Origin of the sequence: Devosia sp. (genome assembly GCF_017307495.1) — a bacterium.
GTDB lineage: Bacteria > Pseudomonadota > Alphaproteobacteria > Rhizobiales > Devosiaceae > Devosia_A.
Genome location: NZ_JAFKHE010000022.1, coordinates 24,468 through 49,616 on the forward strand (window position 1 = coordinate 24,468; position 25,149 = coordinate 49,616).

General features: G+C 67.4%; 24 protein-coding genes. 14 read left to right on the forward strand and 10 right to left on the reverse strand.

The annotated features are described in order from the left end of the window. The first annotated feature begins 53 nt into the window (after positions 1–53). The 7 genes from J0I99_RS14065 to J0I99_RS14095 all read left to right on the forward strand — a co-directional run bounded on the left by J0I99_RS14065 (position 54) and on the right by J0I99_RS14095 (position 6,893). A complete protein-coding gene (locus J0I99_RS14065) occupies positions 54–983 on the forward strand; it encodes a carbohydrate ABC transporter permease (RefSeq protein ID WP_291392275.1) in 930 nt (309 codons plus the stop codon). Further along, positions 976–1,884: a carbohydrate ABC transporter permease gene (locus J0I99_RS14070; protein ID WP_291392273.1), complete on the forward strand. Its 909-nt coding sequence runs from the start codon at positions 976–978 to the stop codon at positions 1,882–1,884. The genes J0I99_RS14065 and J0I99_RS14070 overlap by 8 nt, the downstream gene beginning before the upstream one ends. Next, positions 1,885–2,991: an ABC transporter ATP-binding protein gene (locus J0I99_RS14075; protein ID WP_291398335.1), complete on the forward strand. Its 1,107-nt coding sequence runs from the start codon at positions 1,885–1,887 to the stop codon at positions 2,989–2,991. Between the two features lie 10 nt (positions 2,992–3,001). Further along, a complete protein-coding gene (locus J0I99_RS14080; RefSeq protein ID WP_291398404.1) occupies positions 3,002–3,754 on the forward strand; it encodes an SDR family NAD(P)-dependent oxidoreductase in 753 nt (250 codons plus the stop codon). A 136-nt stretch (positions 3,755–3,890) separates the two neighbouring features. After that, positions 3,891–4,874 carry a sugar phosphate isomerase/epimerase family protein gene (locus J0I99_RS14085; protein WP_291398336.1) on the forward strand — a complete coding sequence of 328 codons (984 nt, stop codon included), beginning with the start codon at positions 3,891–3,893 and terminating at the stop codon, positions 4,872–4,874. A 13-nt stretch (positions 4,875–4,887) separates the two neighbouring features. Continuing rightward, positions 4,888–5,700, forward strand: a complete 813-nt coding sequence (locus J0I99_RS14090; protein ID WP_291392267.1) for an SDR family NAD(P)-dependent oxidoreductase — start codon at positions 4,888–4,890, stop codon at positions 5,698–5,700. Positions 5,701–5,837: 137 nt separating this feature from the next. Next, entirely contained in the window at positions 5,838–6,893 is a 1,056-nt protein-coding gene (locus tag J0I99_RS14095; protein ID WP_291398337.1) for a glycosyltransferase family 4 protein, read from the forward strand. Here the strand turns inward: J0I99_RS14095 and J0I99_RS14100 are convergent. Then, complete coding sequence (locus J0I99_RS14100) at positions 6,843–7,001, reverse strand: hypothetical protein (protein ID WP_291392263.1); 159 nt, start codon at positions 6,999–7,001, stop codon at positions 6,843–6,845. The genes J0I99_RS14095 and J0I99_RS14100 overlap by 51 nt on opposite strands. A gap of 259 nt (positions 7,002–7,260) precedes the next feature. On the opposite strand from J0I99_RS14100, the gene J0I99_RS14105 reads away from it, so the two are divergent. After that, positions 7,261–7,782: a CAP domain-containing protein gene (locus J0I99_RS14105; protein WP_291398338.1), complete on the forward strand. Its 522-nt coding sequence runs from the start codon at positions 7,261–7,263 to the stop codon at positions 7,780–7,782. A 173-nt stretch (positions 7,783–7,955) separates the two neighbouring features. On the opposite strand, the gene glpK is transcribed toward J0I99_RS14105, so the two are convergent. Further along, on the reverse strand, positions 7,956–9,446 hold the full coding sequence (gene glpK / locus J0I99_RS14110) for a glycerol kinase GlpK (protein WP_291398339.1): 1,491 nt from the start codon (positions 9,444–9,446) through the stop codon (positions 7,956–7,958). Positions 9,447–9,510: 64 nt separating this feature from the next. Beyond that, on the reverse strand, positions 9,511–11,019 hold the full coding sequence (glpD, locus tag J0I99_RS14115; protein WP_291398340.1) for a glycerol-3-phosphate dehydrogenase: 1,509 nt from the start codon (positions 11,017–11,019) through the stop codon (positions 9,511–9,513). Positions 11,020–11,202: 183 nt separating this feature from the next. On the opposite strand from glpD, the gene J0I99_RS14120 reads away from it, so the two are divergent. Further along, a complete protein-coding gene (locus J0I99_RS14120; protein WP_291398341.1) occupies positions 11,203–12,138 on the forward strand; it encodes an AEC family transporter in 936 nt (311 codons plus the stop codon). A gap of 111 nt (positions 12,139–12,249) precedes the next feature. Here the strand turns inward: J0I99_RS14120 and J0I99_RS14125 are convergent, their stop codons facing one another. The 3 genes from J0I99_RS14125 to J0I99_RS14135 all read right to left on the reverse strand — a co-directional run bounded on the left by J0I99_RS14125 (position 12,250) and on the right by J0I99_RS14135 (position 15,618). Then, entirely contained in the window at positions 12,250–13,038 is a 789-nt protein-coding gene (locus tag J0I99_RS14125; RefSeq protein ID WP_291398342.1) for a transglutaminase family protein, read from the reverse strand. Beyond that, positions 13,038–13,982, reverse strand: a complete 945-nt coding sequence (locus tag J0I99_RS14130; RefSeq protein WP_291398343.1) for an alpha-E domain-containing protein — start codon at positions 13,980–13,982, stop codon at positions 13,038–13,040. The genes J0I99_RS14125 and J0I99_RS14130 overlap by 1 nt, the downstream gene beginning before the upstream one ends. Before the next feature lie 217 nt (positions 13,983–14,199). Continuing rightward, the gene (locus tag J0I99_RS14135; protein WP_291391891.1) at positions 14,200–15,618 is read right to left on the reverse strand and encodes a circularly permuted type 2 ATP-grasp protein; all 1,419 of its coding nucleotides are present in this window, start codon (positions 15,616–15,618) and stop codon (positions 14,200–14,202) included. A gap of 268 nt (positions 15,619–15,886) precedes the next feature. On the opposite strand from J0I99_RS14135, the gene J0I99_RS14140 reads away from it, so the two are divergent. Together J0I99_RS14140 and J0I99_RS14145 are read left to right on the forward strand one after the other, a co-directional pair. Continuing rightward, complete coding sequence (locus J0I99_RS14140; RefSeq protein ID WP_291398344.1) at positions 15,887–16,816, forward strand: 2-hydroxyacid dehydrogenase; 930 nt, start codon at positions 15,887–15,889, stop codon at positions 16,814–16,816. 231 nt (positions 16,817–17,047) lie between these two features. Further along, on the forward strand, positions 17,048–17,830 hold the full coding sequence (locus J0I99_RS14145) for an SDR family NAD(P)-dependent oxidoreductase (protein ID WP_291391893.1): 783 nt from the start codon (positions 17,048–17,050) through the stop codon (positions 17,828–17,830). A 187-nt stretch (positions 17,831–18,017) separates the two neighbouring features. Here J0I99_RS14145 and J0I99_RS14150 read toward each other — a convergent pair whose 3' ends face one another. Beyond that, positions 18,018–18,425 (reverse strand): DUF1761 domain-containing protein, encoded by a 408-nt coding sequence (locus J0I99_RS14150; RefSeq protein WP_291398345.1) that lies wholly within the window; start codon positions 18,423–18,425, stop codon positions 18,018–18,020. 154 nt (positions 18,426–18,579) lie between these two features. Here J0I99_RS14150 and J0I99_RS14155 point away from each other — a divergent pair, with 154 nt between their 5' ends. Continuing rightward, positions 18,580–20,232 carry an alpha-amylase family glycosyl hydrolase gene (locus J0I99_RS14155; RefSeq protein WP_291398346.1) on the forward strand — a complete coding sequence of 551 codons (1,653 nt, stop codon included), beginning with the start codon at positions 18,580–18,582 and terminating at the stop codon, positions 20,230–20,232. Between the two features lie 106 nt (positions 20,233–20,338). Here the strand turns inward: J0I99_RS14155 and J0I99_RS14160 are convergent, their stop codons facing one another. The 3 genes from J0I99_RS14160 to J0I99_RS14170 all read right to left on the reverse strand — a co-directional run bounded on the left by J0I99_RS14160 (position 20,339) and on the right by J0I99_RS14170 (position 23,109). Continuing rightward, positions 20,339–20,650, reverse strand: coding sequence for a hypothetical protein (locus J0I99_RS14160; RefSeq protein ID WP_291391896.1), 312 nt, complete (start codon positions 20,648–20,650; stop codon positions 20,339–20,341). 50 nt (positions 20,651–20,700) lie between these two features. Next, positions 20,701–21,750, reverse strand: a complete 1,050-nt coding sequence (locus J0I99_RS14165) for an AbrB family transcriptional regulator (RefSeq protein WP_291398347.1) — start codon at positions 21,748–21,750, stop codon at positions 20,701–20,703. A gap of 204 nt (positions 21,751–21,954) precedes the next feature. Beyond that, on the reverse strand, positions 21,955–23,109 hold the full coding sequence (locus J0I99_RS14170; protein WP_291398348.1) for a M20 aminoacylase family protein: 1,155 nt from the start codon (positions 23,107–23,109) through the stop codon (positions 21,955–21,957). A 169-nt stretch (positions 23,110–23,278) separates the two neighbouring features. Here J0I99_RS14170 and J0I99_RS14175 point away from each other — a divergent pair, with 169 nt between their 5' ends. Next, positions 23,279–24,037: an electron transfer flavoprotein subunit beta/FixA family protein gene (locus J0I99_RS14175; RefSeq protein WP_291398349.1), complete on the forward strand. Its 759-nt coding sequence runs from the start codon at positions 23,279–23,281 to the stop codon at positions 24,035–24,037. Continuing rightward, positions 24,037–24,963: an FAD-binding protein gene (locus tag J0I99_RS14180; RefSeq protein ID WP_291398350.1), complete on the forward strand. Its 927-nt coding sequence runs from the start codon at positions 24,037–24,039 to the stop codon at positions 24,961–24,963. Before J0I99_RS14175 ends, J0I99_RS14180 begins: the two co-directional genes overlap by 1 nt. Positions 24,964–25,149 lie beyond the last annotated feature (186 nt).

The window sequence follows — 25,149 nt, forward strand, 5'->3', positions numbered from 1 at the left end:
GGTGCCGTTTCATCCGCGGCCGGTTCTTTTCTACTTATGCGGAGGGGGAGCCCGTGAGTAGTGCCGGATATACCGCCATGGCGGGCGGGACGGGCCTTTGGGAAAAGCTCAAGCGCTGGGTCCCGATCTTCGTCATCACGCCGTCGATCATCGCCTCGTTCGTCTATGTCTTCGTCTTCGCGGGCTGGACGCTCTACATCTCGCTGAGCGACTCGACGCTGTTGCCGACCTACGGCTTCAAGGGGCTCGAGAACTACTTCAGCCTGTGGGCCAATCGGCGCTGGGGCGTCGCCTACTCCAACCTGTTCTTCTTCTCGACCTTCTATGTGCTCGCGGCGATGGCGGTCGGGCTTGTCCTGGCGCTGCTGCTCGACCAGAAGATTCGGGCCGAGAGCTTCTGGCGCACCATGTACATGTACCCCCTGGCGGTGAGCTTCATCGTCACCGGTACGGTGTGGCAGTGGCTCTACAATCCCACCGGCGGCATCCAGTTCCTCGTCAACTCGCTGGGCTGGACCGACTTCCAGTTCGCGCTGACCAGCGACCGCAAGAACGCCATCTGGGCCATCATCCTGACCGGCATCTGGCAAAGCGCAGGCTTCACCATGGCGCTGTTCCTCGCCGGCCTGCGCTCGGTCGACGGCGACATCATCAAGGCTGCCTCGATCGACGGCGCCTCGACCTTCCGGATCTACCGCAAGGTGATCCTGCCCTCGATCACCCCGATCTTCCTCGCCGTTGCCGTGGTGCAGCTGCAGGCCGCCATCAAGACCTTCGACCTCGCCGTGGCGCTGACCAATTCCGGCCCCGGCATCTCGACCACCTTCCCCGCCACCTACGTCTACGACCTGATGTTCCAGCGCGGCCAGATCGGCGAGGGCGCCGCCGCCGCGATGATGATCCTTGCGGCCCTGGCCGTGGTCCTGGTGCCCTATTCGCTGTATCTGGCGTGGCGCCGCAGAAGGGAGAGCGGCCGTGGCTGAAGCAACCCTCAACTCCAGCGGCGTCGTCGACCACGAAGCCTCGGTGGCCAGCCGTCGCCGCCTGATCAGCCGGATCGTCATCTACGGCCTGCTGTCCGGCTTTGCGCTGATCTACCTCATCCCGCTCTGCGTGGTGGTGTTCAACTCATTCCGGACCTTGCCCGAAATCTCGGCGCACGGCCTCATCGCCTTCCCGCAGAGCTTCCGGCTCGACGCCTGGCCGCAGGCCTGGAGCGACTTCTGCATCGGCGGCCAGTGCGAAGGCATCCAGCGCTACTTCTGGAACTCGGTGGCCATGGTGGTCCCGGCGACCATCATCTCGACCGCGCTGGGCGCCATCAACGGCTACGTGCTGTCGAAATGGAAGTTCCCCGGCTCCGACATCGTCTTCGGCATGATGCTGCTCGGCGTGTTCATGCCCGGCCAGATCGCGCTGCTGCCCTGGGCCTTCATCCTGGGCAAGATCGGCCTCGCCAACTCGGTCTACGGGCTGATCCTCGTGCACTGCATCCAGGGGTTGAGCTTCACCACGCTGTTCTGCCGCAACTACTTCGTCGGCATCCCCGACGACCTGGTGAAGGCGGCCCGCATCGATGGCGCCGGCTTCTGGCGCATCTTCTACAAGATCATCCTGCCGATTTCGCCGCCGATCCTGATCGTGACGGTCATCTGGCAGTTCACCGGCATCTGGAACGAGTACCTGTTCGGCGTGGTGCTGAACTCGGGTGCCAACCAGCCCATCACTTCGGCGCTCGTGGCGCTGTCGCTCAACGGCACCACCGTCCGCACCTATGACGTGATGAGTGCGGCCGTGCTGATCGGCGCGCTGCCTCCGCTGCTCGTCTACTTCTTCGGCGGCAAGTACTTCGTCCGCGGACTCACCCAGGGAGCAATCAAGTAAATGGCGTCCTTGACTATCAGGAACCTGCGCAAGAGTTTCGGCGCCGTCGAAGTGCTGAAGGGGGTCGACCTCGAGGCCAGGACAGGCGAGTTCATCGCGCTGGTCGGGCCCTCGGGTTGCGGCAAGTCCACGCTGCTGGCCATGATCGCCGGCCTCGAGACCGTGACCTCGGGCGAGATCTACATCGGCGACCGGCTGGTGAACTCGGTGGCGCCCAAGGATCGCGACATCGCCATGGTGTTCCAGTCCTACGCGCTCTATCCGACCATGACCGTCAAGGAGAACATGGCCTTCGGCATGGAGAGCCGGGGTGTGCCCAAGGCCGAGCAGGAGCAGACGATCGCCCGCGTCGCGGCGCTGCTGCAGATCGAGCCGTTCCTCAAGCGCAAGCCGGGCCAGCTGTCCGGAGGCCAGCGCCAGCGCGTCGCCATGGGGCGCGCCCTGGTGCGCGACCCGGCGCTGTTCCTGTTCGACGAACCGCTGTCGAACCTCGACGCCAAGCTGCGCGTCGACATGCGCACCGAGATGAAGAAGCTGCACCAGCGCGTCGGCAAGACCACCGTGTACGTGACGCACGACCAGGTGGAAGCCATGACGCTGGCCTCGCGCATCGCCGTGATGCACCAGGGCGAGGTGCAGCAGTTCGCCGATCCCGACACCATCTACAACCGGCCGGCCAACATCTTCGTCGCCGGCTTCATGGGCTCGCCGTCGATGAACTTCATCAACGCCGAGATCAGCACGGCGGGCGGTGCGCCGGCCGTGACGTTCCCGCTCGCCGACGGCGGCGTCGCCAGCCTGCCGCTCCACGACGGCGTGGCGCAGCGGGTCACCGACAAGAAGGTGATCCTCGGCATCCGTCCGGAGCACCTGAGCCGCCAGGACCCCGGCAACGCCGGCAAGCCCGGCGTCGCCACCATGTCCGCACCGGTCGAAGTGGTCGAGCCCACCGGCGCCGAGACGATGGCCGTCATGAAGTTCGGCGAACTCGAGGTCGTCGGCCGCTTCAGCCCCGACGAGGCGCCCAGGATGGGCGAGAACATGCCGCTGGCCGTCGACATGACCCGGGCCTGCCTGTTCGATCCGGCAACCACCCGACTGATCTAGAGGCTCCGAAATCAGCAAGTTCGCAAAATACCCCAGTCTCGAGGGGCGGGTCGTCTTCGTCACCGGGGGCGCCACCGGCATCGGCGCCGAGATCGTCCGCGCCTTCGCCGGGCAGGGCTGCAAGGTCGGCTTCGTCGATATCCTCGATCAGGAGGGCGAGGCGATCGCCGCCGAAACCGGCGCGGCGTTCGTCAACTGCGACGTCACCGACGTCGCCGGGCTGCGCGCCGCCATCGACGTGATCAGGAACCGGCTCGGCAACATCACCGTGCTCGTCAACAATGCCGCCAACGACGACCGGCACGAGATCGACGCCGTCACCGAGGAATACTGGGACGCCTCGCTCGACCTCAACCTCCGCCCGCAGTTCTTCGCCGCCCAGGCGGTGCGCGAGCAGATGAAGGCCGAAGGCGGCGGCTCGATCATCAACTTCTCCTCGATCGCCTGGCGCGGCGGGGCCTCCAACATGCCGGTCTATGCCACGGCGAAATCGGCGACCATCGGGCTCACCCGGGCGCTCGGCCGCGGCTTCGGCACCGACAATATCCGCGTCAACGCCATCGAGCCCGGCGCGGTGATCACGGAGCGCCAGAAGCGCCTGTGGTTCAAGGACCAGGCCGACATCGACAGCCTCGTCGCCCGCCAGACCATCCAGAAGATGCTGCTCGGCGACGAGATTGCGCGCACCGTCCTGTTCCTCGCCTCCGACGACAGTCGCATGATCACCAAGCAGTCCATTACTGTAGATGCTGGACTGAGATGAGGCGCCCCCGACTCGTCCCACCACCGGGTCATCCCCGCGCAAGCGGGGATCTCCGTTTGGGGTGCGAGAAGAAAACAGAGGTTCCCGCGTTCGCGGGAACGACACCGAGCGTGTGGCAAGAAGAAGCGGTGACCCGATGAAGATCACGACCGGCCTGAACCCCTACGGCCTCACCTGGTATCTCGGCCTGCAGGGCGCGGGCACGCCCCGGCACAACCCCAACGGGGTCGGCCTCGAGGGCTTCATCCGCCTGACCCAGGAGCTGGGCGGCAAGGCCATCGAGCTGTGGGACGGCTGGCTCAGGGACAAGTCCGACGCCGAGCTCGCCTCGCTCCGGCAGCGCCTCGACGACCTGGGCTGGAAGCGCGTCGTCAGTTCCGGCCTGCAGCAGGGCGACATGGACATGCTGATCCGCGTCGCCAGGGCGCTCGACGCAAAGTTCATCCGCGTTGCGCTGACCCCGATCCTGTGCGGCGATCGCGCCGCCGCCGGGCAGCGCTGGCACGAGCTGGTCCGCTCGGTGCACGAGAAGCTCGAGGCCGCCGTGCCCAAGCTCGAGGCCGCCGATGTCGTGCTGCTGATCGAGAACCACCAGGACTTCACCTCGCGCGAGCTGGTCGGCCTGTGCGAGGAATACGGCCCGCATGTGCGGATCGTGTTCGACATGGCGAACACCTTCCCGGTCGCCGAGTCGCCGCTCGACTTCACCCGCGTCATCGCGCCCTATGTGCGCCACTGCCACGTCAAGGACTACCGCGTGCATTTCGAGCCGGACGGCTTCCGCCTGGTGCGCTGCCCGTCGGGCGACGGCTGCGTGCCGCACAAGGAAATGTTCGACATCCTGGCCAAGCACAATGACGAGATGGTCGCCTGCATCGAGATCGGCGCGCTCGAGGCGCGGCATGTGAAGCTCTATACGCCCGAGTGGTGGCACGGCTACGCGCCCAAGGAAGCCGAGGCGCTGGCCGCCTGCCTGCTCGCCGCGCAGAAGAACCGCTTTGCCGAGGGCGACGACTGGCGCACCCCATGGGAGCGCAACGCCGACCACGAACTGATCGAATACGAGCTTGGGCAGTACCGGAAGAGCGCCGCGAACCTCAAGGCTCTTGGACTTATGTGATTGGAGGCCACAAGTGGCGAATAAGGACCTATCTGGCAAAATCGCGTTCGTGACCGGCTCCGGCCGCGGCCTGGGCAGCGTGATGGCGAAGAAGCTCGCCGCCCGCGGCGCCGACGTCGTCGTGCATGACCTGACCTGGGATGCTTCCGCCAAGTACGGCGAGGGCGAGAACCTCGGCGTCATGATCAAGACCATCGAGGGCATGGGCGTGCGCTCGATGGGCGTTACCGGCAATATCGGCGACCGCGATGCGGTCGACGCCATGCGCTCGCAGATCGAGGAGAAGTTCGGCCCGGTCGAAATCCTCGTCAACTGCGCCGGCGGCGACATCGGCGCCTCGGGCAACAAGCCGGTGCCCAACAACATCCTCGGCATCACCTACGAGGACCTGACGACGCTGACCAACAACAACCTGATCGGCACCATGCTGGTCACCCAGGCGTTCGTGCCGCAGATGGTCGAGCGCCAGCACGGCATCGTCGTCAACATCGCCTCGGTCGCCGCCCATATCGGCGTTTCGCACGGCGGCATCTATGCGACGCTGAAGGCCGCCGTGACGCACTACACCCGCTGCCTCGCCGACGAGGTGCGCGAGCATGGCGTGCGCGTCAACGCAGTGAGCCCGGGGCCGAGCAAGACCGCGCGCTTCCAGGCCACCCGCACGGTCGACCCCGACAAGATGAACTCCAACAAGGTCTCGATGGACCGCTACGCCGAGCCCGAGGAAATCGCCGATGCGGTGGTGTTCCTGTGCTCGCCGGAGGCCAAGTTCATCCACGGCCAGCTCCTCCGCGTCGACGGCGGCCTGCAGCTTTACGCGGGGTGAGTTCGCACGGGGGCCCCTTCATCCTCCCCTGCGCAGCGGGGGAGGATTAGGATGGGCCGGTGGGCCGTCCCTCTCGGCAATCACTTGTCCGCGCGAAAGCCTGCGGTTACCCCTGTGTCTCCCATCCCGGAGCCACCATGCCCACCCTTGGCCTGATCCTCGCGGCCACCGCGGCCGTCGCGTCGTTCGTCACCGCCTGGCTGGTCATGCGCAGGGCCGGGCGACTGGGGCTTGTGCAGGCCCCGAACGCCCGCTCCTCGCACACCATGCCCACGCCCAGCGGCGGCGGCGTCGGCATTGCCACCGGCGGCACCATCGCCGGGCTGCTCTGCGCGCTGCTGCTGCCCTTCCTCGCCGTGCCGGTGATCATGGCCTCCGTACTGATCGCCTTCATCGGCTACTACGACGACCGCCGTCCGCTCTCGGCGCGCTGGCGCCTCGGCGCGCAGGTGCTGCTGATGGGCGCGGTGGTCGCGGTGTTGCCGCTCGAGGTGCTGGTCGGCCTCACCGGCCTGCCGGAATCGGTGGTGATGATCCTCGTCACGCTGGCCGGCGCCCTGTGGATCAACCTCTACAACTTCATGGACGGCATCGATGGCCTCGCCGCCTCGGAGGCCATCTTCCTGTTGCTCGGCGCCGCGCTGGTCGCGCTCGCCTTCGAGCCCGCCGTCCTCGACGATCCGCGCCTGTGGTGGATGGTCGGCCTCGCCGCCGCCTGCCTCGGCTTCCTCGCCCTCAACTGGCCGCCGGCGCGCCTGTTCATGGGCGATGCCGGCAGCACCTACCTCGGGCTGATGATCGCCTTCTTTGCCCTGACCACCCTCACCAGCTTCTGGCTCAGCCTGTGGCAGTGGCTGATCCTCGCCGCGCTCTTCCTCGCCGACAGCCTCGCCACGCTCGGTCGCCGCATCGTCGCGCGCGAACGCTTCTGGGAAGGGCACAAGCGCCACGCCTACCAGGCCCTGGCGCGGCGCTTCGGGTCGCATCGACGGGTGACGCTGCTCTACCTCGCGATCGATGTGGTGGTGCTGCTGCCGCTCGCCTGGCTGGCGGGACGTTATCCGGGCTGGGCCCCCGCCTTCGCCCTGGGCATCCTGGCGGTGCTGGTGCTGCTGGCGCTGCGCTTCGGCGCAGGGGCCCCGCTACAGCCAGTGGCTGAGGAACCAGGCCCCGGCGCCGAGAATGGCGAATGACGCCGCGGCCGACGCAAGCAGCATGTTCTTGGTGAAGCTCAACTGCCGGGCCATCTCGTGCCGGGTCAGGGCCCGGACGTCGAACTGCTCGATTTCGTGGTCGATCATGATGCAGGCCCCTCAGCTGCCCCGGATCGCTTGCAGGGGAGGTTGCAGGCCCTCCCGCTGCCAAAGCGTGACGGTCAGAGGGTGCGCGCGCCTGCCCGACCCGGCCAGTGCAATGCAAAATCATGCTTAATTGGAGACAAATGCCGTGTAGTCTCGCACCGCTCGCACAAGCGTGTAGGCTGCCCGCCGCGGCGGCCTTGTCGATGCCACGATTGGCGCGCTGATGCCGCCGCCCGCAATACTGGATAGTGCCTCGCTGATGCCTCGCCTGCGTACCGGTTTCATCATCCTCGCCACGACGACCCTGCTCGCGGCCTGTACCTCGGTCGTTCCCCCCGCGCCAGGGCCGGGCAAGACAGCCACCACCCCGCCGGTGCAGCTGACCCAGGGCGGCATCCTCTCCGCCATCAACAATACGCGCGCCGCCAACGGCAAGCCGCCGCTGCGCTACAACGTCAAGCTCGAGGACGCGGCGCGTTCGCAGGCCAACCTGATGGCCGCCAAGGACACGCTGTCGCATGATCTCGGCGTGACCCTGCGCCAGCGCGTCACCACCGCCGGCTACGACGGTGCGGTGGGCGAGAACGTCGCCGGCGGCCAGTCCAGCCTCGACCAGGCCATCGCCGGCTGGCTCGCCTCGCCGGCCCACCGTGACACGCTGCTCTCCACCAAGTTCCAGGAGTTCGGCCTCGCCGTCGCCACGGTGCCGCCCAACCGCGACAGCCGCTACCGCACCTACTGGGCCTTCATCGCCGGCGGGCCTTTCGATGCGTGGCGCTGAGGCCCGGCTCGCGCTGGAAGTATACCCCCCACCCTGTCCCTCCCCCGCAAGGGGGGAGGTGACCTGCGCTCGCACGTCTTCGTCCCAGTGGCGCTGAGTGATCTGTCAGCGTCTCCCTCCCCCTTGCGGGGAGGGGACAGGGGTAGGGGCATCCTTCCCGTACCGGGGCTCGCCTACTCCGTGCTCAGCGTCCGCCGCACCGCATCGCGCCAGCCCTTGAGCTTGCGCTTTCGCGTCTCGTCGTCCATGCGCGGGGTGAATTGCCGGTCGAGGGCCCAGCGCCGGGCGAAGCCCTGCTGGTCCGGCCAGACTCCGGCCTTGTAGCCGGCGAGCCAGGCCGCCCCGAGCGCGGTCGTCTCGAGGATGGTCGGCCGGTCGACCGGCGTGTTGAGGATGTCGGCGAGGAACTGCATGGTCCAGTCCGACGCAACCATGCCGCCGTCGACGCGCAGCACCGTGTCGCTCGCGCCCTTCCAGTCCCTGCGCATGGCGTCGACCAGGTCGCGCGTCTGGTAGCTCACTGATTCGAGCGCTGCCCGTGCCAGCTCCGCCGGTCCGGTATTGCGGGTGAGCCCGGTCAGCGAGCCGCGCGCCGCCGAGTCCCACCACGGTGCGCCCAGGCCCACGAAGGCCGGCACGAGGTAGACGTTCTGCGTCGGGTCGGCCTTGGCCGCCAGCGCGCCCGCGTCGGAGGATTTCTCGAACGCCTTGAGCATGTCGCGCAGCCACTGCACCGCGGCGCCGGCGATGAAGATCGCGCCCTCGAGCGCGTAAGTGGTTTCGCCGTCGATCCGGTAGGCGATCGTGGTCAGCAGCCGGTTCTTGCTCCGCACCATGTCCTTGCCGGTGTTGAGCAGGGCGAAGCATCCGGTGCCGTAGGTCGACTTCAGCATGCCCGGGGTGAAGCAGGCCTGGCCGATCGTGGCCGCCTGCTGGTCGCCGGCCGCGCCGTAGATCGGGATCGGGGCGCCCAGCACCTCGGGATCGGTGGTGCCGAAATCGTCGGCATTGTCCTTCACTTCGGGAAGGATGGCGCGCGGGATGCGGAACAGCTTCAGGAGCTCGTCGTCCCACTGCCCGGTCCTGATGTTGAGCAGCAGTGTGCGGGAGGCGTTGGTGATGTCGGTGGCGTGGCTCCGGCCGCCGGTCAGGCGCCAGATCAGGTAGCTGTCGACCGTGCCGAAGGCGAGCTCGCCCTTTTCGGCCCGCTTGCGTGCCCCGGGCACGTTGTCGAGGATCCAGGCCAGCTTGGTCGCCGTGAAGTAGGGGTCCAGCAGCAGCCCCGTTTTCCTGGAGATCATCGGCTCGTGGCCGGCCTTCTTCAGCTTCTCGCACAGCTTCGCCGTGCGGCGGTCCTGCCAGACGATGGCGTTATGGATCGCCTTGCCGGTCGCCCGGTCCCACACGATGGTGGTCTCGCGCTGGTTGGTGATGCCGATGGCGGCGATGTCGGCGGCCTGGAGGCTGGCGCGCTTCAGCGCCGTCTTCACGCTCCACAGCACCGTCGCCCAGATCTCCTCCGGCACGTGCTCCACCCAGCCGTCCTGCGGGAAATGCTGGGTGAACTCCATCTTGCCCAGGCCAGCGATCTTCTGGTCGCCGTCGAACACGATGGCCCGGCTCGATGTAGTGCCCTGGTCGATGGCCAGAATGTTGCCCGTCACGTCGTCGTCCCCCTCAAGAGCGTTCTCGGGAAAAGCTGCAGGCTCTTCCGGTACGAAGAACCCGTCAAACCTGCGCCATGCGCCTGGCCATGTAGCCGGCCAGCGCCGCCTTCTCCTGTTCGTTGAACCTGAGCCCCTGCTTGCTGCGCCGCCACAGCACATCGTCGGCGCTGCGCGCCCACTCGTGCTCCATCAGGTAGTCCACCTCGACCTCGGTCAGCGTCCCGCCCAGCAGCGCGCCCAGCTCGCTCGCCTGCTGCCGGCTGCCCAGGATCTGCGGCACCAGCGTGCCGTAGGCGCGCGTCATGCGCCGCAGCATGCGCGGGTCGAGCCGGGGGTACTTCGACATGTGGCTGCGCAACAGGGCCTCGAACGTGGTCGGCGCGAAATCCCCGCCGGGCAGCGTGCCGGTCCGCGTCCAGCGCGGGCCCTTGGCCCCGATCAGCCCGTCGATCCGGTCCACGGCCTGCTCGCTGAGCCGCCGATGCGTCGTCAGCTTGCCGCCGAAGACATTGAGCAGCGGCGCCGCCCCGGCCTCGCCCTCGGTCTTCAGCACGTAGTCGCGGGTCGCCTCCTGCGCCGCCGAGGCGCCATCGTCGAACAGCGGTCGCACGCCCGAAAAGGTCCACACGATGTCGTCGCGCGTGATCTGGCGGGCAAAGTACTCGTTGGCGGCAGCGAGCAGATAGTCGGTCTCCTCGTCGCTGATCCTGACGCCGGTCGGATCCCCCTCGAAGTCCTTGTCGGTGGTGCCGATCAGGGTGAAATCGCCCTCGTACGGGATGGCGAAGAAGATGCGGCCGTCGCTGTTCTGGAAGAAGTAGCAGCGGTCGTGGTCGAACAGCCTCCTGACCACGATGTGGCTACCCTTGACCAGCCGGACGTGGTGGGCATCGTTCCGGCCCATTGCCTCGATGATCACCTTGTCGACCCACGGGCCGGCGGCATTCACCAGCATCCGCGCCGTCGCCGTGCTGCGCCGCCCGGCTTCGTCTTCCATCTCGATGGTCCAGAGCCCGCCTTCGCGCCGCGCCGACACGACCTTGGTGCGCACCAGCACCGTCGCGCCGTGATTGGCCGCATCGCGGGCGTTGAGCACCACGAGCCGCGCGTCGTCCACCCAGCCGTCCGAGTATTCGAACGCGATCTTGTGTCCCGGCTTCAGCGGCTTGCCGGCCTCGTCCGTTTCGAGGTCCAGCGTCTTCGTCGCCGGCAGCAGCTTGCGGCCGCCGAGATGGTCGTAGACGAACAGGCCCAGCCGCAGCAGCCAGGCCGGCCGCAGGTTCTTCTCGTAGGGCAAGACGAAGCGCAGCGGCCAGATGATATGCGGCGCCGATGCCCACAGCACCTCGCGCTCCGCCAGCGCTTCGTGCACCAGGCGGAACTCGTAGTATTCGAGGTAGCGCAGGCCCCCGTGCACCAGCTTGGTCGCCGCCGACGACGTGCCCGAGGCGAGGTCGTGCATTTCGGCCAGCATCACCGAATGACCGCGCCCCACCGCATCGCGGGCGATGCCGGTGCCGTTCACTCCGCCGCCGATGACGAAGATATCCACGGGGGCAGGGGAGGTCATGAGGCAATCCTGAAGCGCTGGTGCATGGTCGCGATCTAGGAGAGAAAGCACGCCCGGATCAACGTCATATTGTGCCGGAAAGCTTGCGCGAACCAAGGGGCTGCGTCCAGCCGCGGCGCGCGGTCATTGACCATGCGGGCCAAGCCGTGCACTAGCAGGTCAGTCTCTCCGCCCGGCCCGCCCATGCTCGCCATCCTCAACGTCGTGCTGCCCGTCTTCGCGCTGATGGCGCTGGGCAACCTGGCCGTGCGCTTCCGCCTATTCCCGTCCGAGGGCGTGCGCGGCCTGGTGCTGTTCGTCAACAACTTCGCCACGCCCTGCCTGCTGTTCAACGCCCTGGCGACGGCGGACTTCTCCACCGCCTTCCGCTGGAACGTCATCGGGCCGTTCTATGTCGGCGCGCTCACGGTGTTCGTGCTCGGCATCTTCATCGCCGCCAAGGTGTTCAGGAATCGGCCGGGCGAGAGCGTTACCTCGGGCTTTTCGGCATTCTTCACCAACACCGTGCTCATCGGCATCCCGGTGATGCAGCGCGCCTATGGCCACGATGCGCTGGTCACCGCGTTCTCGATCATCGCCTTCCACGCCTCGGTGCTGATCACGCTGGGCATGCTGGTGATGGAGCTGGTGCGCCGCGACGGAGCGCCCCTGCACAAGGCGCTGGGCGTCGCCGCCGTCCGCATCGTCTCCAATCCGCTGCTCTGGGGCATCGTGCTGGGCGCGGCGGCCAACCTGATGAAGCTCGAGCTGGTCGAGCCCGTCGAGGCCTTCATCACCATGATGGCGGCGGCCGTGACCCCGGCGGCCCTGTTCGGCCTGGGCGGGGCGCTCAACGACTACCGGCTCAGCGAGAACTGGGCCCAGGCGTTGTCGCTGGCGCTGCTCAAGCTGATCGTGCAGCCGCTCATCGCCTATGTGCTGATGGTCCACGTCCTGCACGTCGACCATGAGTTCGCCCGCTACGGCATCCTGCTCGCCGCCATGCCGACGGGCATCAACGCCTATGTGTTCGCGACCTACTACAACCGCGGCGTCAACGTGGCGACCAATACCGTGCTGATCTCGACCGTGCTGAGCGTGCTGACCGTGAGCGGCTGGCTGTACCTGCTGGGGCTGTAACGCCATCGCCTCCCTCCCCCTTGAGGGGAGGGATTGAGGGAGGGGGTGGTGCGGTGTGCCGCCGATGGACCCCCACCCCCAGCCCCTCCCCTCAGGGGGCAGGGGAGCGGTCTACTGCGCCGCCTCGACGCTCATCGCCAGCACCAGCGGTTCGCCCACCACCGGCACGCTGCGTACCGGGATGGTCGAGACCGCGTCGAGCCCGACCGCGACCCGCACGTGCCGGTCCGTCGGACACACCGCCAGGCCCGGGTCGAACCCGATCCAGCCGAGCCCGTCGTCCCAGGCCTCGGCCCAGGCGTGGAACGTCGCCGGCCCGTCATCGGCCAGCACGTAGCCGGTCACGTAGCGCGCCGGAATCTCGAGCGCCCGCGCCGCGCCGATGAAGGCATGCGCGAAGTCGGCCGCGGGCGGCCGCGCCGCCTTCGCCTGGCCCTGTCCGTCTTGCTCCTGGCCCTGCTCGCCATTGCCGACGACTTCGGACACCCGCGCCATCAGCGCGTGCAGCAGCGCGATCCGGTCCTGCCCGTCCTTCGGCACGGTCCGGAACCGGCCGGTGATCGCGCCCACCGGCTTGGTCAGCGCCGTCGGGCGCCGGTAGAGGGCCGGGGGAATGTCGCCCGGCAGCCGGCCGATGACGCCGTTGCGGTCGATGGTATCGACGATGCCGGCGACGGCGATCGTCAGCTCCGCCTCGGGGCGCGTCTGGCTGACGAGGTGGGCCCGGTTGCCGAACGCATCGACGAAGCTCGCCGCCGCCTCGAAGCCGGGCATGTCGATGCTCCACTCGCGCACCGTCTGGGTCGGCCCGGTCCGCGGCGTCAGCAGCAGGTGCTGCACGGCGCGGGCAATGCCGGTGCCGATGGCGAGGCTCAGTCGATGTCGGATGGCGATCTGCATCAGTAGAAGTTGTAGCTCTCGGCGAGGGCGTCGGTAATGCGGTTGTTGCAGTTGATGAACTCGGTCAGGAACTCGTGCAGGCCGTATTCGAAGATGCGGTCGACGCTGTTGCCCTCGAGCAGTTCGGCCACTGCATCCACGGCGTCGTGCGCCCCGGTGCGCGTGCCGTAGATGTCCTCGAGCATGTGCACCGTCCGGTTGATCCAGTCGACGCAGAACGCCAGCGAGCGCGGCATTTCTGGCCTCAGGATCAGGTAGTCGGCGATGTTCCAGGCCTTGTAGCGGTCGTGATAGACGTGCCGGTAGCTGCGATGCGCCGAGGCGGCGCGCAGGATCATCGTCCATTGCGCGATGTCGACCTCGCCCCCAACCATGGTCGCCCGCGGCAGCAGCACGTAGTACTTCATGTCGAGGATGCGGGCCGTGTTGTCGGCCCGCTCGACGAAGTTGCCGAGCTGGCTGAAGGCATAGCCGTCGTCGCGCAGGAACGTCGACAGCAGCGCGCCGCGATAGCGGTGGCTCACCTGCTTGATCCAGAACAGCAGTTCCTGGAGCTTGGCGCCGGAGATGTCGCGCGGCCGGATGGCGGCGAACTCGAGCCAGGCCGCGTTGATCGACTCCCACATCTCGGTGGTGAGCGCGGTGCGCACCGAGCGCGCATTGGTGCGCGCCGCCAGCAGGCACGATTTCACCGACGACGGGTTGGCCTCGTCGAAGATCATGTAGTCGGCGACGCTCTTGACGTCGGCCAGCTTGTACTTGGCGTCGAAGCCCTCATCGACCTCGGCCGCCTGCATCATCGAGATCAGGTGCTCGGACGCGCCGCCCTCGCGCCGCGAGGTGAGGCTCATCCGGTAGCCGACCTCGAACATGCGCGCCATGTTCTCGGCCCGCTCGATATAGCGGCTGAGCCAGAAGAGGTTCTGCGCGGTGCGGCCTAGCATCTCGCCACCTCCACCGGATCTCCCTTCTCCCCTTGCGGGAGAAGGTGGCGCGCAGCGCCGGATGAGGGGTTCGCAGACGCAGTCTGCGCGATCGGAGTGAAACGACGAGCGAGGGCGAGGGCTGAGACAGACCCCTCATCCGCCCTTCGGGCACCGTCTCCCGCAAGGGGAGAAGGCGATGAACTCCGGGCGCTGGGGCGGGGCAAGGTCATCATCCTCAATCCTCCAGCACCCAGGTGTCCTTGGTGCCGCCGCCCTGCGACGAGTTCACCACCAGCGAGCCCTTCTTGAGGGCGACGCGGGTCAGTCCGCCCGGGGTGATGCGCACGTCGTCGCCGACCAGCACGTAGGGCCTGAGGTCGACGTGGCGGGGCGCGATGCCGCGGTCGACGAAGGTGGGGCAGGTGGAAAGCGCCAGCGTCGGCTGCACGATGTAGTTGTCGGGCCGGGCGAGGATCTTCTTCCGGAATTCCTCGCGCTGCGCCTTGGTCGAGGCCGGGCCGACCAGCATGCCGTAGCCGCCCGAGCCGTGCACTTCCTTGACCACCAGCTCCTCGAGATGCTCGAGCACATAGGCGCGTTCGTCGGCGTTGGTGCAGTTGTAGGTCGGCACGTTCTTGAGCAGCGCCTTCTCGCCCAGGTAGAACTCGATGATCTCGGGCACGTAGACATAGACCGCCTTGTCGTCGGCGATGCCGGTGCCGGGCGCATTGACCAGCGTCACGTTGCCGGCCCGGTAGGCGTCGAACAGCCCGGGCACGCCCAGCATCGAATCCGGCCGGAAGGTCAGCGGGTCGAGGAAGTCGTCGTCGATGCGCCGGTAGATCACGTCGACCCGTTCCGGCCCCGTCGTCGTGCGCATGAAGACCTTGCCGCCCTCGACGAACAGGTCCTGTCCCTCGCACAGCATGGCGCCCATCTGGTCGGCGAGGAACGAGTGCTCGAAATAGGCCGAGTTGTAGATGCCCGGCGTCAGCACCACGAGATTGGGCGCGCCGTGGATTCCGCCCGGCGCGACGCTTTCCATCGTGCGCCTGAGCGTCTCGGGATAGGTTTCGACCGGCGCCACCTTGTAGCGCTGGAACAGTTCCGGCGCGAGCTGCAGCATGGCCTCGCGGTTCTCGAGCATGTAGCTGACGCCCGAGGGCGTGCGCAGGTTGTCCTCGAGCACGTAGAAGTCGTCCGGGCCGGTGCGCACGATGTCGACGCCGATGATGTGCGAATAGACCCCGCGCGCCGGATCGAGCCCCATCATTTCCGGGCAGAACGCCGAGTTGTTGAGAATCAGCTTTTCCGGCACCCGCCCGGCCTTCAGGATCTCCTGGCGGTGGTAGATGTCGTAGAGGAAGGCGTTGAGCGCCCGCACGCGCTGTTCGATGCCTTTGCTGAGCCTGCGCCACTCCAGCGCCGAGATGATGCGCGGGATGATGTCGAAGGGGATGAGCTTTTCCGTCCCCTCGTTGCTGCCGTACACCGCGAAGGTGATGCCCAGCCGGCGGAACAGGCTCTCGGCGTCGGCCGACATCAGCCCCAGGGCTTGCGGCGGCTGGTCCTTCAGCCATTCCTCGAGAATGAGATAGGGGTCGCGGATCGAACCGTCCGCATTGTGCATCTCGTCAAACGGCGTTGCGGACATCAACTCCCAAGGGCTTGCGGCCTATCCCACTCGATTTCCATTGGTACACTTTTGTTGAAGGGCGACAAGCGGGGTTCTTCTGGCTCCCCTCCCCCCTGAGGGGAGGGGCTGGGGGTGGGGGTCGTGCGGCGGACTACGGGCGCAACCGCCCCACCCCCTCCCTCGATCCCTCCCCTCAAGGGGGAGGGAGGCGGCTGCATCCCACCAATGTCGCCTTCACCCTCGCGACAAACTACCATACAACACCCGCCAACGAGGGAAGGGGCCCATGCCGGAAGAGATTCTCCAGACACACAAGCTGCACGACCGCTGCGAGAAGGCGCTGGCCGAGCGCTTCACCGTGCACAAGCTGCACATGGCCGCGGACAAGGACGCGCTGCTCGCCGAAGTCGAGGGTCGGGTGCGCGCCGTCGCCGGCGGCAACGTCGACGGGGCGCTGATGGACCGGCTGCCCAAACTCGAGATCATCGCCAATTTCGGCGTCGGCTACGACTCGATCGACACCAAGGCCGCCAGGGACCGTAATATCCGCGTCACCAACACCCCCAACGTGCTCAACGACGCCGTCGCCGAGCTGACCATCGGGCTGATGATCGCGCTCGCCCGCCGCATCCCGCAGGCCGACCGTTTCGTCCGCGAAGGCAAGTGGGCCAAGGTCGGCTACCGCCTGCAGACCGAGCTCAACGGCAAGACCGTCGGCATCCTCGGGCTGGGCCGAATCGGCAAGGAGATCGCGACGCGCTGCCAGGCCATGCGCATGCGCGTCGTCTATCACGGCCGCAAGCGCCAGGCCGACGAGCCCTACATCTACTACGACAACCTCGTCGACATGGCGCGCGACAGCGACTGGCTGGTGCTGATCGCCCCCGGCGGCAAGGGCACCGAACAGATCGTCAATCGCGAAGTGCTCGAGGCGCTGGGCCCCGAGGGCTACCTCGTCAACGTGGCGCGTGGCACGCTGGTCGATGAGGCCGCAATGCTGGAGATGCTGAAGGGCTGGAAGCTCGGTGGCGCGGCGCTCGACGTGTTCGAGAAGGAGCCGGCGATGGATCCGGGCTTCTGGGAGCTCGACAACGTCGTGCTGTCGCCCCATCAGGGCAGCGCCACGCACCAGACGCGCGACAAGATGGGCGACCTCGTCGTCGCCAACCTCGTCGCCCATTTCGACGGCGAACCGCTGCTCAGCGCGGTGGTCTAGGTAAGGCGGCGCCTCGTAGGAGAGGCGGCGCACCGGCCTTGGCTTGCCCCACCCACTGAGTCATTCCCGCGCAAGCGGGAACCTCTGTTCGGTGCAAGGGGCACGATCGCGAACGGAGGTCCCCGCTTTCGCGGGGATGACCCGGTGATGGATGGGTAAGACCGGCCAGAACCGTTGGTGGAACAAGAACGATCCCCCTGGGGAGGGGGCAGTAGTAGGGGAGGAACTGCAGTGCTGATCGATCTCAACAACAAGGTGGCCATCGTCACCGGCGCCGGGCGCGGCATCGGCCGGGTCATCGCCCGTACGCTGGCCCGCGAGGGCGCGACGGTCGTCATCCTCGATTTCAAGCAGGACCTGCTCGACGATGCCGCGGTCGAGTGGACCGAGGCCGGCTGGCCCGGCACCCGCGTGCTCTGCGACGTGCGCGAGGCGGCCCAGGTCACGGCGGCGGTCAACGCCATCGCAGAGCAGTTCGGCCGCGTCGACATCCTCGTCAACAATGCCGGCGTCGCGGCCGGCGCGCGCGTCGACAAGCTGCCCGAGGCGGTGTGGGACGCGAACTTCGACACCAACACCAAGGGCCTGTTCCTGATGTGCCAGGCGGTGGCGCCGATCATGCAGCGCCAGGCCTCCGGCCGCATCATCAACGCCGCGTCCTTTGCTGCCATCATTCCCTCGATCGGCAGCGCCGCCTATGCCGCGAGCAAGTCGGCCGTGGTGCAGTTCACCCGCGTGCTCGCAGGTGAACTCGGACCGTTCAACGTCACGGTGAACTCCTATTCGCCGGGCATGATCCCGACCCAGATGAACGGCTACGCCAACCTGCCCGACGCCCGCCAGCAGCGCCTGCTCGACACCCTGACGCTGCGCCGCTGGGGTGACCCGCAGGACGTCGCCAACCTGATCTGCTTCCTCGCCTCGGACCTTGCCGCCTACATCACCGGCGCCTCGATCGACTGCTCGGGCGGCAAGTTCGCCACGCAGATCCCCTCGGTGGCGTACGAGGGCTGAACGCCAGCTTTCGGTGCTTATTCGGGCCAGTACCAACCAACCCATCGGTCGTCATCCCCGGGCTTGACCCGGGGACCCATGCGATGCCGCCGATATCGCTGGGTCCGCGGATCAAGTCCGCGGATGACGACTGAGAGTGTGGTGAAAGCCTCCACCGCCGATGGCGGGATGAAGGACATGCCGCTCTCTACTTCCACACCGCCAGCAGCGCCCCCATCAGCACCAGCGCGATGAGGTTGTTCCCCAGGTTGATGGCGATCAGCTTGGGCGAGCGGTTCTCGTAGCCCCACAGCGAGATCATCAGCGTCGCCATGAAGCCGAGCCAGTTGAGCGCGCCCACCGCCGCGCCGGTGAAGATGTTGGTCGCTCCGGCATAGGTCACCGCGTGCAGCAGGATGAAGGCCATCACCAGCGACGCGATCACGTCGATGCCGATCGCCTTGCCCATCCCGGCCCGCATCGTCTCGGGGGTGACGCCGGTCAGCGCCTGCCACGGCTTCAGCAGCACGGGCGGAGAATACCAGACGAAGCCCACCGCCATGCGGATGATGGCCGCGACGATCACGGCCAGCCAGTTGATATCAATCTGCTGCATCCTGCTCCCCCAGCATCAGTGCGCGCACCGGGCGGAATGTTAGCGCCGAACCCGACTGCGCCGCAATTGGCGGGGGAACCGCCATGCCCCGAACGCCATTGCCTTTCCGCGCTTCGGTCGCGACACTGCGGCCAACCCTTCGGCGGAGACTTCGATGACGGATTGGTGGCGTGGCGCGGTGATCTACCAGGTCTACCCGCGCTCGTTTCAGGACACGAATGGCGATGGCGTCGGCGATCTCGCCGGCATCATGCGGCGCCTCGACCATATCGCCAGCCTCGGGGTCGACGCGATCTGGCTGAGCCCCATCAACCAGTCGCCGCAGAAGGACATGGGCTACGACGTTTCCGACTACAAGGAAGTCGACCGCCTGTTCGGCAGCCTCGAGGACTTCGACGACCTGATCAAGCGCGCCCATGCACTGGGGCTCAAGGTCATCATCGACCAGGTGCTGTCGCACTCGTCCGACCAGCATCCCTGGTTCCGCGAGAGCCGGCTCAACCGGACCAACGCCAAGGCCGACTGGTATGTCTGGGCCGATCCCAAGAAGGACGGCTCGCCCCCAAACAACTGGCCGTCGGTATTCGGCGGGCGCGCCTGGGAATGGAATCCGTCGCGCGGCCAGTACTACTTCCACAATTTCCTGATCGAGCAGCCCGACCTCAACTTCCACAACCCGGAGGTACAGGACGCGCTGCTCGACGTGATGCGCTTCTGGCTCGAGCGCGGCGTTGACGGCTTCCGCCTCGACACGGTGAACTACTACTTCCACGACAAACAACTCAGGAACAATCCGCCGGCCAGGCGGCCGAAACACCTGCCCTACGCCGTCAACCCCTACGACATGCAGGAGCACCGCTTCAGCAAGAGCCAACCCGAGAACCTCGAGTTCCTCAAGCGGGTGCGAAAGCTGCTCGACCAGTATCCCGGCGCCACCACGGTGGGCGAGATCGGCGACAGCCATCGCGGCCTGCAGCTGATGGAGCAGTACACCTCGGGCGGCGACAAGCTGCACATGGCCTACACCTTCGACATGCTCGGCCCCGAGTTCACCGCTGAGCATTTCCGCTCGCGGCAGCAGAAGTTCTTTGCCGGCGCGCCGAACGGCTGGCCGTGCTGGGCCTTCTCCAACCATGACGTCATCCGCCATATGTCGCGCTGGGCCCCGTACTCGGCCGATGCCGGCGACCTTGCGCGCCAGGCGGCGGCGATGCTGCTGAGCTTCAAGGGCTCGGTCTGCCTCTACCAGGGCGAGGAACTGGGCCTGCCCGAGGCCGACATCCTGTTCGAGGAACTGACCGATCCGCCCGGCATCCGCTTCTGGCCCGAATACAAGGGCCGCGACGGCTGCCGCACCCCGATCCCCTGGGAGGAAGGCGAGGCGCCCAACGGCTTCTCCACCGCCAGGCCGTGGCTGCCGGTCAAGCCGAACCATTCCGCGCTGAATGTCGCCGCCCAGAATGCCGACCCGGGCTCGACGCTGAACTTCTACCGCAGGGCGCTGGCCTTCCGCCGCGCCCACCCGGTGCTGGCCGACGGCGACGTCGAGTTCCTCAAGGTCGGCGAACCGCTGCTCGCCTTCCGTCGCCTTGCGTCAAAAGCCAGCAACGAGACGCTGACCTGCCTGTTCAACCTCTCGGCCGAGCCGGTCACCGTGACGCTGACGGGGGGTGAGGGGGTGGAGCCGCTGGAAATCTCCCACGGTGCAGAGCGCCGGAAGAGCAAGCTGAGGCTCGCTGCCAACGGCTTTGCGTTCTTCGACACGGCCGAGATGAAGGTGGCGTTCGGGGGAAAGCGGAAGCGGTGAGGCTTCTGCGCCTCCCTCCCCCTAAGAGTAGGGACTGAGGGAGGGGGTGGTGCGGCTAGCCCCGATGGACCCCCACCCCTGTCCCTCCCCGCAAGGGGGAGGGGAGCTAATCCACCCGCCGCCAGGTATCCGGATCGTAGTAGTCGCTGTGCCACGAGCCGTCGGGGTACTGCACGAAGGCCTCGACGCAGCCGTCCGACGCCATGCTGACCGAGCGGGCGTCGACGCCGCGCTTCCTCAGCTCGATCTTGGCGATCTCGGGATCGAAGCTGTCGCCGCCCGGCTTGCCGCCGATCGAGAAGCCGAACTCGATCTTCAGCCCCGGACGGTTGTCGTTGAGCTCGCAATTCTCCCGCGCCAGCGCCGGCGTGGCCGCAAGGCCGACAAGGATGGCAATCAGGGGCAGGGGGCGCAGCATGGGGAATCTCCGTGTCCGTACCGGCACTTGCCTCGACAATTGCGGCAGCGCTACGGCAGTTCCTTCTGGCGCACCAGCATCGCCACCAGGGGAATCGCGAAGGTCAGCAGCAGCAGCCGGCCGACATGGTGCGCCGCGATGAAGGCCGTGTCGAACCCGAGCGCGATGCCGAGCGCGCCCATGCCCTCGAGCGCCCCCGGCGACAGCCCGAGCCAGATCTGCCCGAACGGCATGTCGACGAAGGGCAGCACGGCGAAGGCGATGACGGTCACGATCGCCACCGTCAGGGCGGTCCCGGCCAGCCCGCCGATCGCGGCCCTCCTGAACTCGGCCATGGTGATGCCGGAAAAGCGCGAGCCGATCAGCGCCCCGATCATGATGAACACCCCCACGAGGAACAGCGGCGGGATCTGCCCCTCGAACAGCCCGGCGAACTTGGCGCTGATCGAGGTCGCCATGGCGCCGAGCGCATAGCCGGCCGGAATGCGCAGCCGCGTGAAGATGAAGCCGACGACGCCGCAGGCGATCGCCACCGAGACCAGGGTTGCCGGTTCCATCGGCGGCCCCGCGCTGCCTTCGAAATGCCCGATCGGCAGGAACATCGCGCCGATCGGCACGCAGATGGTGAGCAGCAGGATGCGGATCACCTGGATGATGATGATCTGCCGCGTGTCACCGAGCCCCGCCGCCGCGATCGACATCACGAAGCTCAGGTGTCCCGGGAACGAGCTGAGGTAGGCCGTGCCGCGGTCCAGTCCGAACAGCTTGCGCAGCAGCAGGCCGGTGAGGCTGATGATCAGGACCATCTCCAGCGCCAGCGCCGCCAGCGTTACCGGCCACTGCACCATCAGCGCCAGCGAATCGCGGGCGACGCTCGCGCCCATCGACAGGCCGGTGAGCACGAACGCCGTGTCGCGCAGCCAGTTGGGCAGCATGACCGGCACGCCCGCCAGCGCCGCCACGGCCACCGCCAGCGCGCCCCCCATCAGCCACGCCGCCGGCAGCCCGAGCAGCGCCGCCACCGCGCCGCCCGCCGCCGAGATCAGCAATGTGACGATGGTGCGGCGGGCTATGGTGCCGGCAGCGATGGAGGAAATCATGGCTGGAATCGATTGGCAGGACGCCAACTATCGGACAGGGCGGCAGCGGAAGGAAGCGGTTTGAAGGTTATGGTGCCCTTGGCGCCCCTCACCCTGACCCTCTCCCCGGAGGGGCGAGGGGACGATAGACTAAGCGGCAGTGCCACATCGCCCCCTCGCCCCTCCGGGGAGAGGGCTGGGGTGAGGGGAGCCCCACGCACCAGCCTACCGGGCGTTCTCCACCAGCTTCACCAGGTAGCTCACCCCCACCGGGATGACTTCGTCGTTGAAGTTGTAGGTGTCCGAGTGCAGCTCGCCGCTGTTGCCGTTGCCGAGGAAGGCATAGGCGCCCGGCCGGGCCTGCAGCATGTAGGAGAAATCCTCGCCGCCCATCTTGGGGTCGATACTGGCGTCCACCCGCTCGGCGCCCGCCACCTGCTCGGCCACGCTCGCCGCATAGGCGGCCTGGTCCTCGGCGTTCATCGTCACCGGGTAGCCGCGCCGGTAGTCGATCTCGGCCTTGCCGCCGAACGTCTCGACGATGCCCTCGGTCACCGTGCGCAGTCGCGTTTCCATCAGGTCGCGCACCTCGTCGTTGAGCGAGCGCACCGTCCCGGTCAGCTTCACCGAGCGCGGGATGATGTTGAACGCCTCGCCGCCGTGCAGCATCGTCACGCTCAGCACCGCCGACTGGATCGGATCGACATTGCGCGACACGATGGTGTGCAGCGCCAGGATCAGTTGCGCGCTGATCATCACCGGGTCGATGGTGTTCTGCGGCCAGGCGGCGTGACCTCCCTTGCCCTCGACCACGATGTCAAACGCGTCGCTCGCCGCCATCAGCGCACCGGGTCGCAGCGCAATGCTGCCGGCTGCCTGCCCCGGCATGTTGTGCACGCCATAGACTTCCTCGATGCCGAATGTGTCCATCACGCCGGCCTCCACCATGGCCTTGCCGCCGGCGCCGCCTTCCTCCGCCGGCTGGAACAGCAGGATCGCCCTGCCGTCGAAATTGCGCGTCTCGGCGAGGTACCTGGCTGCGCCGAGCAGCATCGCCGTGTGGCCGTCATGCCCGCAGGCATGCATGCGGCCCGCCACCTGGCTGGCATAGGGCACGCCGGTGCGCTCGTTGATCGGCAGCGCATCCATGTCGGCGCGCAGCCCGATGGTCCGGCCCGGTCCGCGCCCGTTGATCACCCCGACCACGCCGCTCTGCGCGATGCCCGTGTGGATTTCGTCGACGCCGAAGCCCTTGAGCAGCTCGGCCACCCGGCCGGAGGTGCGCGGCAGGTCGTAGCCGAGTTCGGGATGGGCATGGAAGTCGCGGCGCCATTCGGCGACTTCGTCGGCGAATTCCGCGATGCGGTTGATGACGGGCATGGAGTAACCTGGGTCCAGTAAAGCCGCACTGTGCCGGGGCGGCGCAGGGGGCGTCAACCCGTTGGCACGCCTTTCTCCCTCAGGCCTTCGGCGTAGTCAGATATTCCCCGCCCGAACTTGCTCGCCCCGGCCATATCTGCAAAAGACCGGCCAATCGCGGAGGGAACCGATGAAGATCCTCGTTGCCGTCAAGCGCGTCGTCGACCACGCCGTGCGCGTGCGGGTCCGCCCGGATGGTTCGGGCGTCGAGACCGACAATGTGCGCATGTCGATGAACCCGTTCGACAAGCACGCCGTCGAGGCCGCGGTGCAGCTCGCCGAAGCCGGCCACGCGAGCGAGATCGTCGTAGTCTCGATCGGCCCCAAGCAGTCGACCGACGTGATCCTGACTGCCCTCGCCATGGGCGCGCATCGCGGCCTGCTCATCGAGGCTGATGGTCGCGTGGAGACCCTTGCTGTCGCCAAGCTCCTGAAGGCCGTCGTGGCCGAGGAAAAGCCCGACCTGGTGCTGCTCGGCAAGCAGGCGGTGGACGACGATTCCAACCAGGTCGGCCAGATGCTCGCCGGCCTGCTCGACTGGCCGCAGGCGACCTTCGCGTCGGAGATCAAGGTCGTGGACGGCGGTCTCGAGGTCACTCGCGAAGTGGACTATGGGCGCTTGACCATCGGCGTAGCACTCCCCGCCATCGTCACCGCCGACCTGCGCCTCAACACCCCGCGCAACGCTGCGCTGCCCATGGTGATGAAGGCGCGGAGCAAGCCCCTCGCCGTTCGCCCCGTCGCCGCGTTCGGTGTCGATGTGACGCCGCGCCTGAAGGTCGAGAAGGTCAGCCCGCCGGCCGAGCGGCCGGGTGGCCGCACCGTCGCCTCGGTGGCCGAGCTGGCAAGCGCCATCAGGTCCGAACTCTCCGAACTGGAGGCGCGCTGATGGCTGTCCTCGTCCTCGCCGAGCATGATCTCGGCAAGCTCTCTGCGTCCACCGCACGCATCGTCGCCGCCGCCGAAAAGCTCGGTCCGGTCGACCTGCTAGTCGCCGGGCAGGGCCTCTCCGCCGTCGCTGCCGAGGCCGCCACGATTGCCGGCGTCGAGAAGGTTCTCGTTGCCGACAGCGCCGAGCTCGCCTCGCTCTCGGCCGAAGCCGTGGCCAGGCTGCTCGCCGAACTGGCCGAGCCCTACAGCCACATCGTCGCGGCCTCTGCCTCGACCGGCCGCGACGCCATTCCGCGCCTCGCTGCCCAGCTCGACCTGATGCCGGTCACCGACGTAATCGCCATCCATGGCCCCACCCGTTTCGACCGTCCGATCTACGCCGGCAACGCCATCGAGACGGTGTCGTCCGGCGAGGCCAAGCACCTCCTCACCATCCGCGCCTCGGCCTTCCGCCCGGCCGCCGGTGGCAACAAAGCCCCTGTGCATGCGGTGAACCCCGCAGTCGCCGCCGTCGCAAAGTTCATCGCCGCGCACCGCACCGAGAGCGAGTTGCCTGAACTCTCGACCGCGCAGATCGTCGTCGCCGGCGGCGTCAGCTTCGGCTCGGCCGAAAAGTTCGCGCTGGTCGAGGATCTCGCCCGCGTCCTCGGCGCCGCCGTCGGTGCCACCCGGGCCGCCGTCGATGCCGGCTACGCGCCGAACGACTGGCAGGTCGGCCAGACCGGCAAGATCATCGCCCCCGACCTCTATATCGGCATCGGCATTTCCGGCGCCCTGCAGCACCTCGCCGGCATCCAGGGCGCCAAGAAGATCATCGCCATCAACAAGGACCCCGAAGCCCCGCTGATGAAGATCGCCGACATCGCGCTGGTGGGGGATTTGTTCGAGATCGTGCCGCAATTGATCGAGGGGCTGAAACGCTGAGTTCTCGGTGATCCTCCCCTGTGCGGAGCACTGGGGAGGGGGACCGCCGAAGGCGGTGGAGGGGGCGGCCCCGGGCACCGAGTCCAGCCTCGCCCCCTCCACCAGCTTCGCTGGTCCCCCTCCCCCGCTTCGCAGGGGAGGACCACCGAGAGCCCCGCGCTTCGCCCGTTGCAATTCCGCTCATCC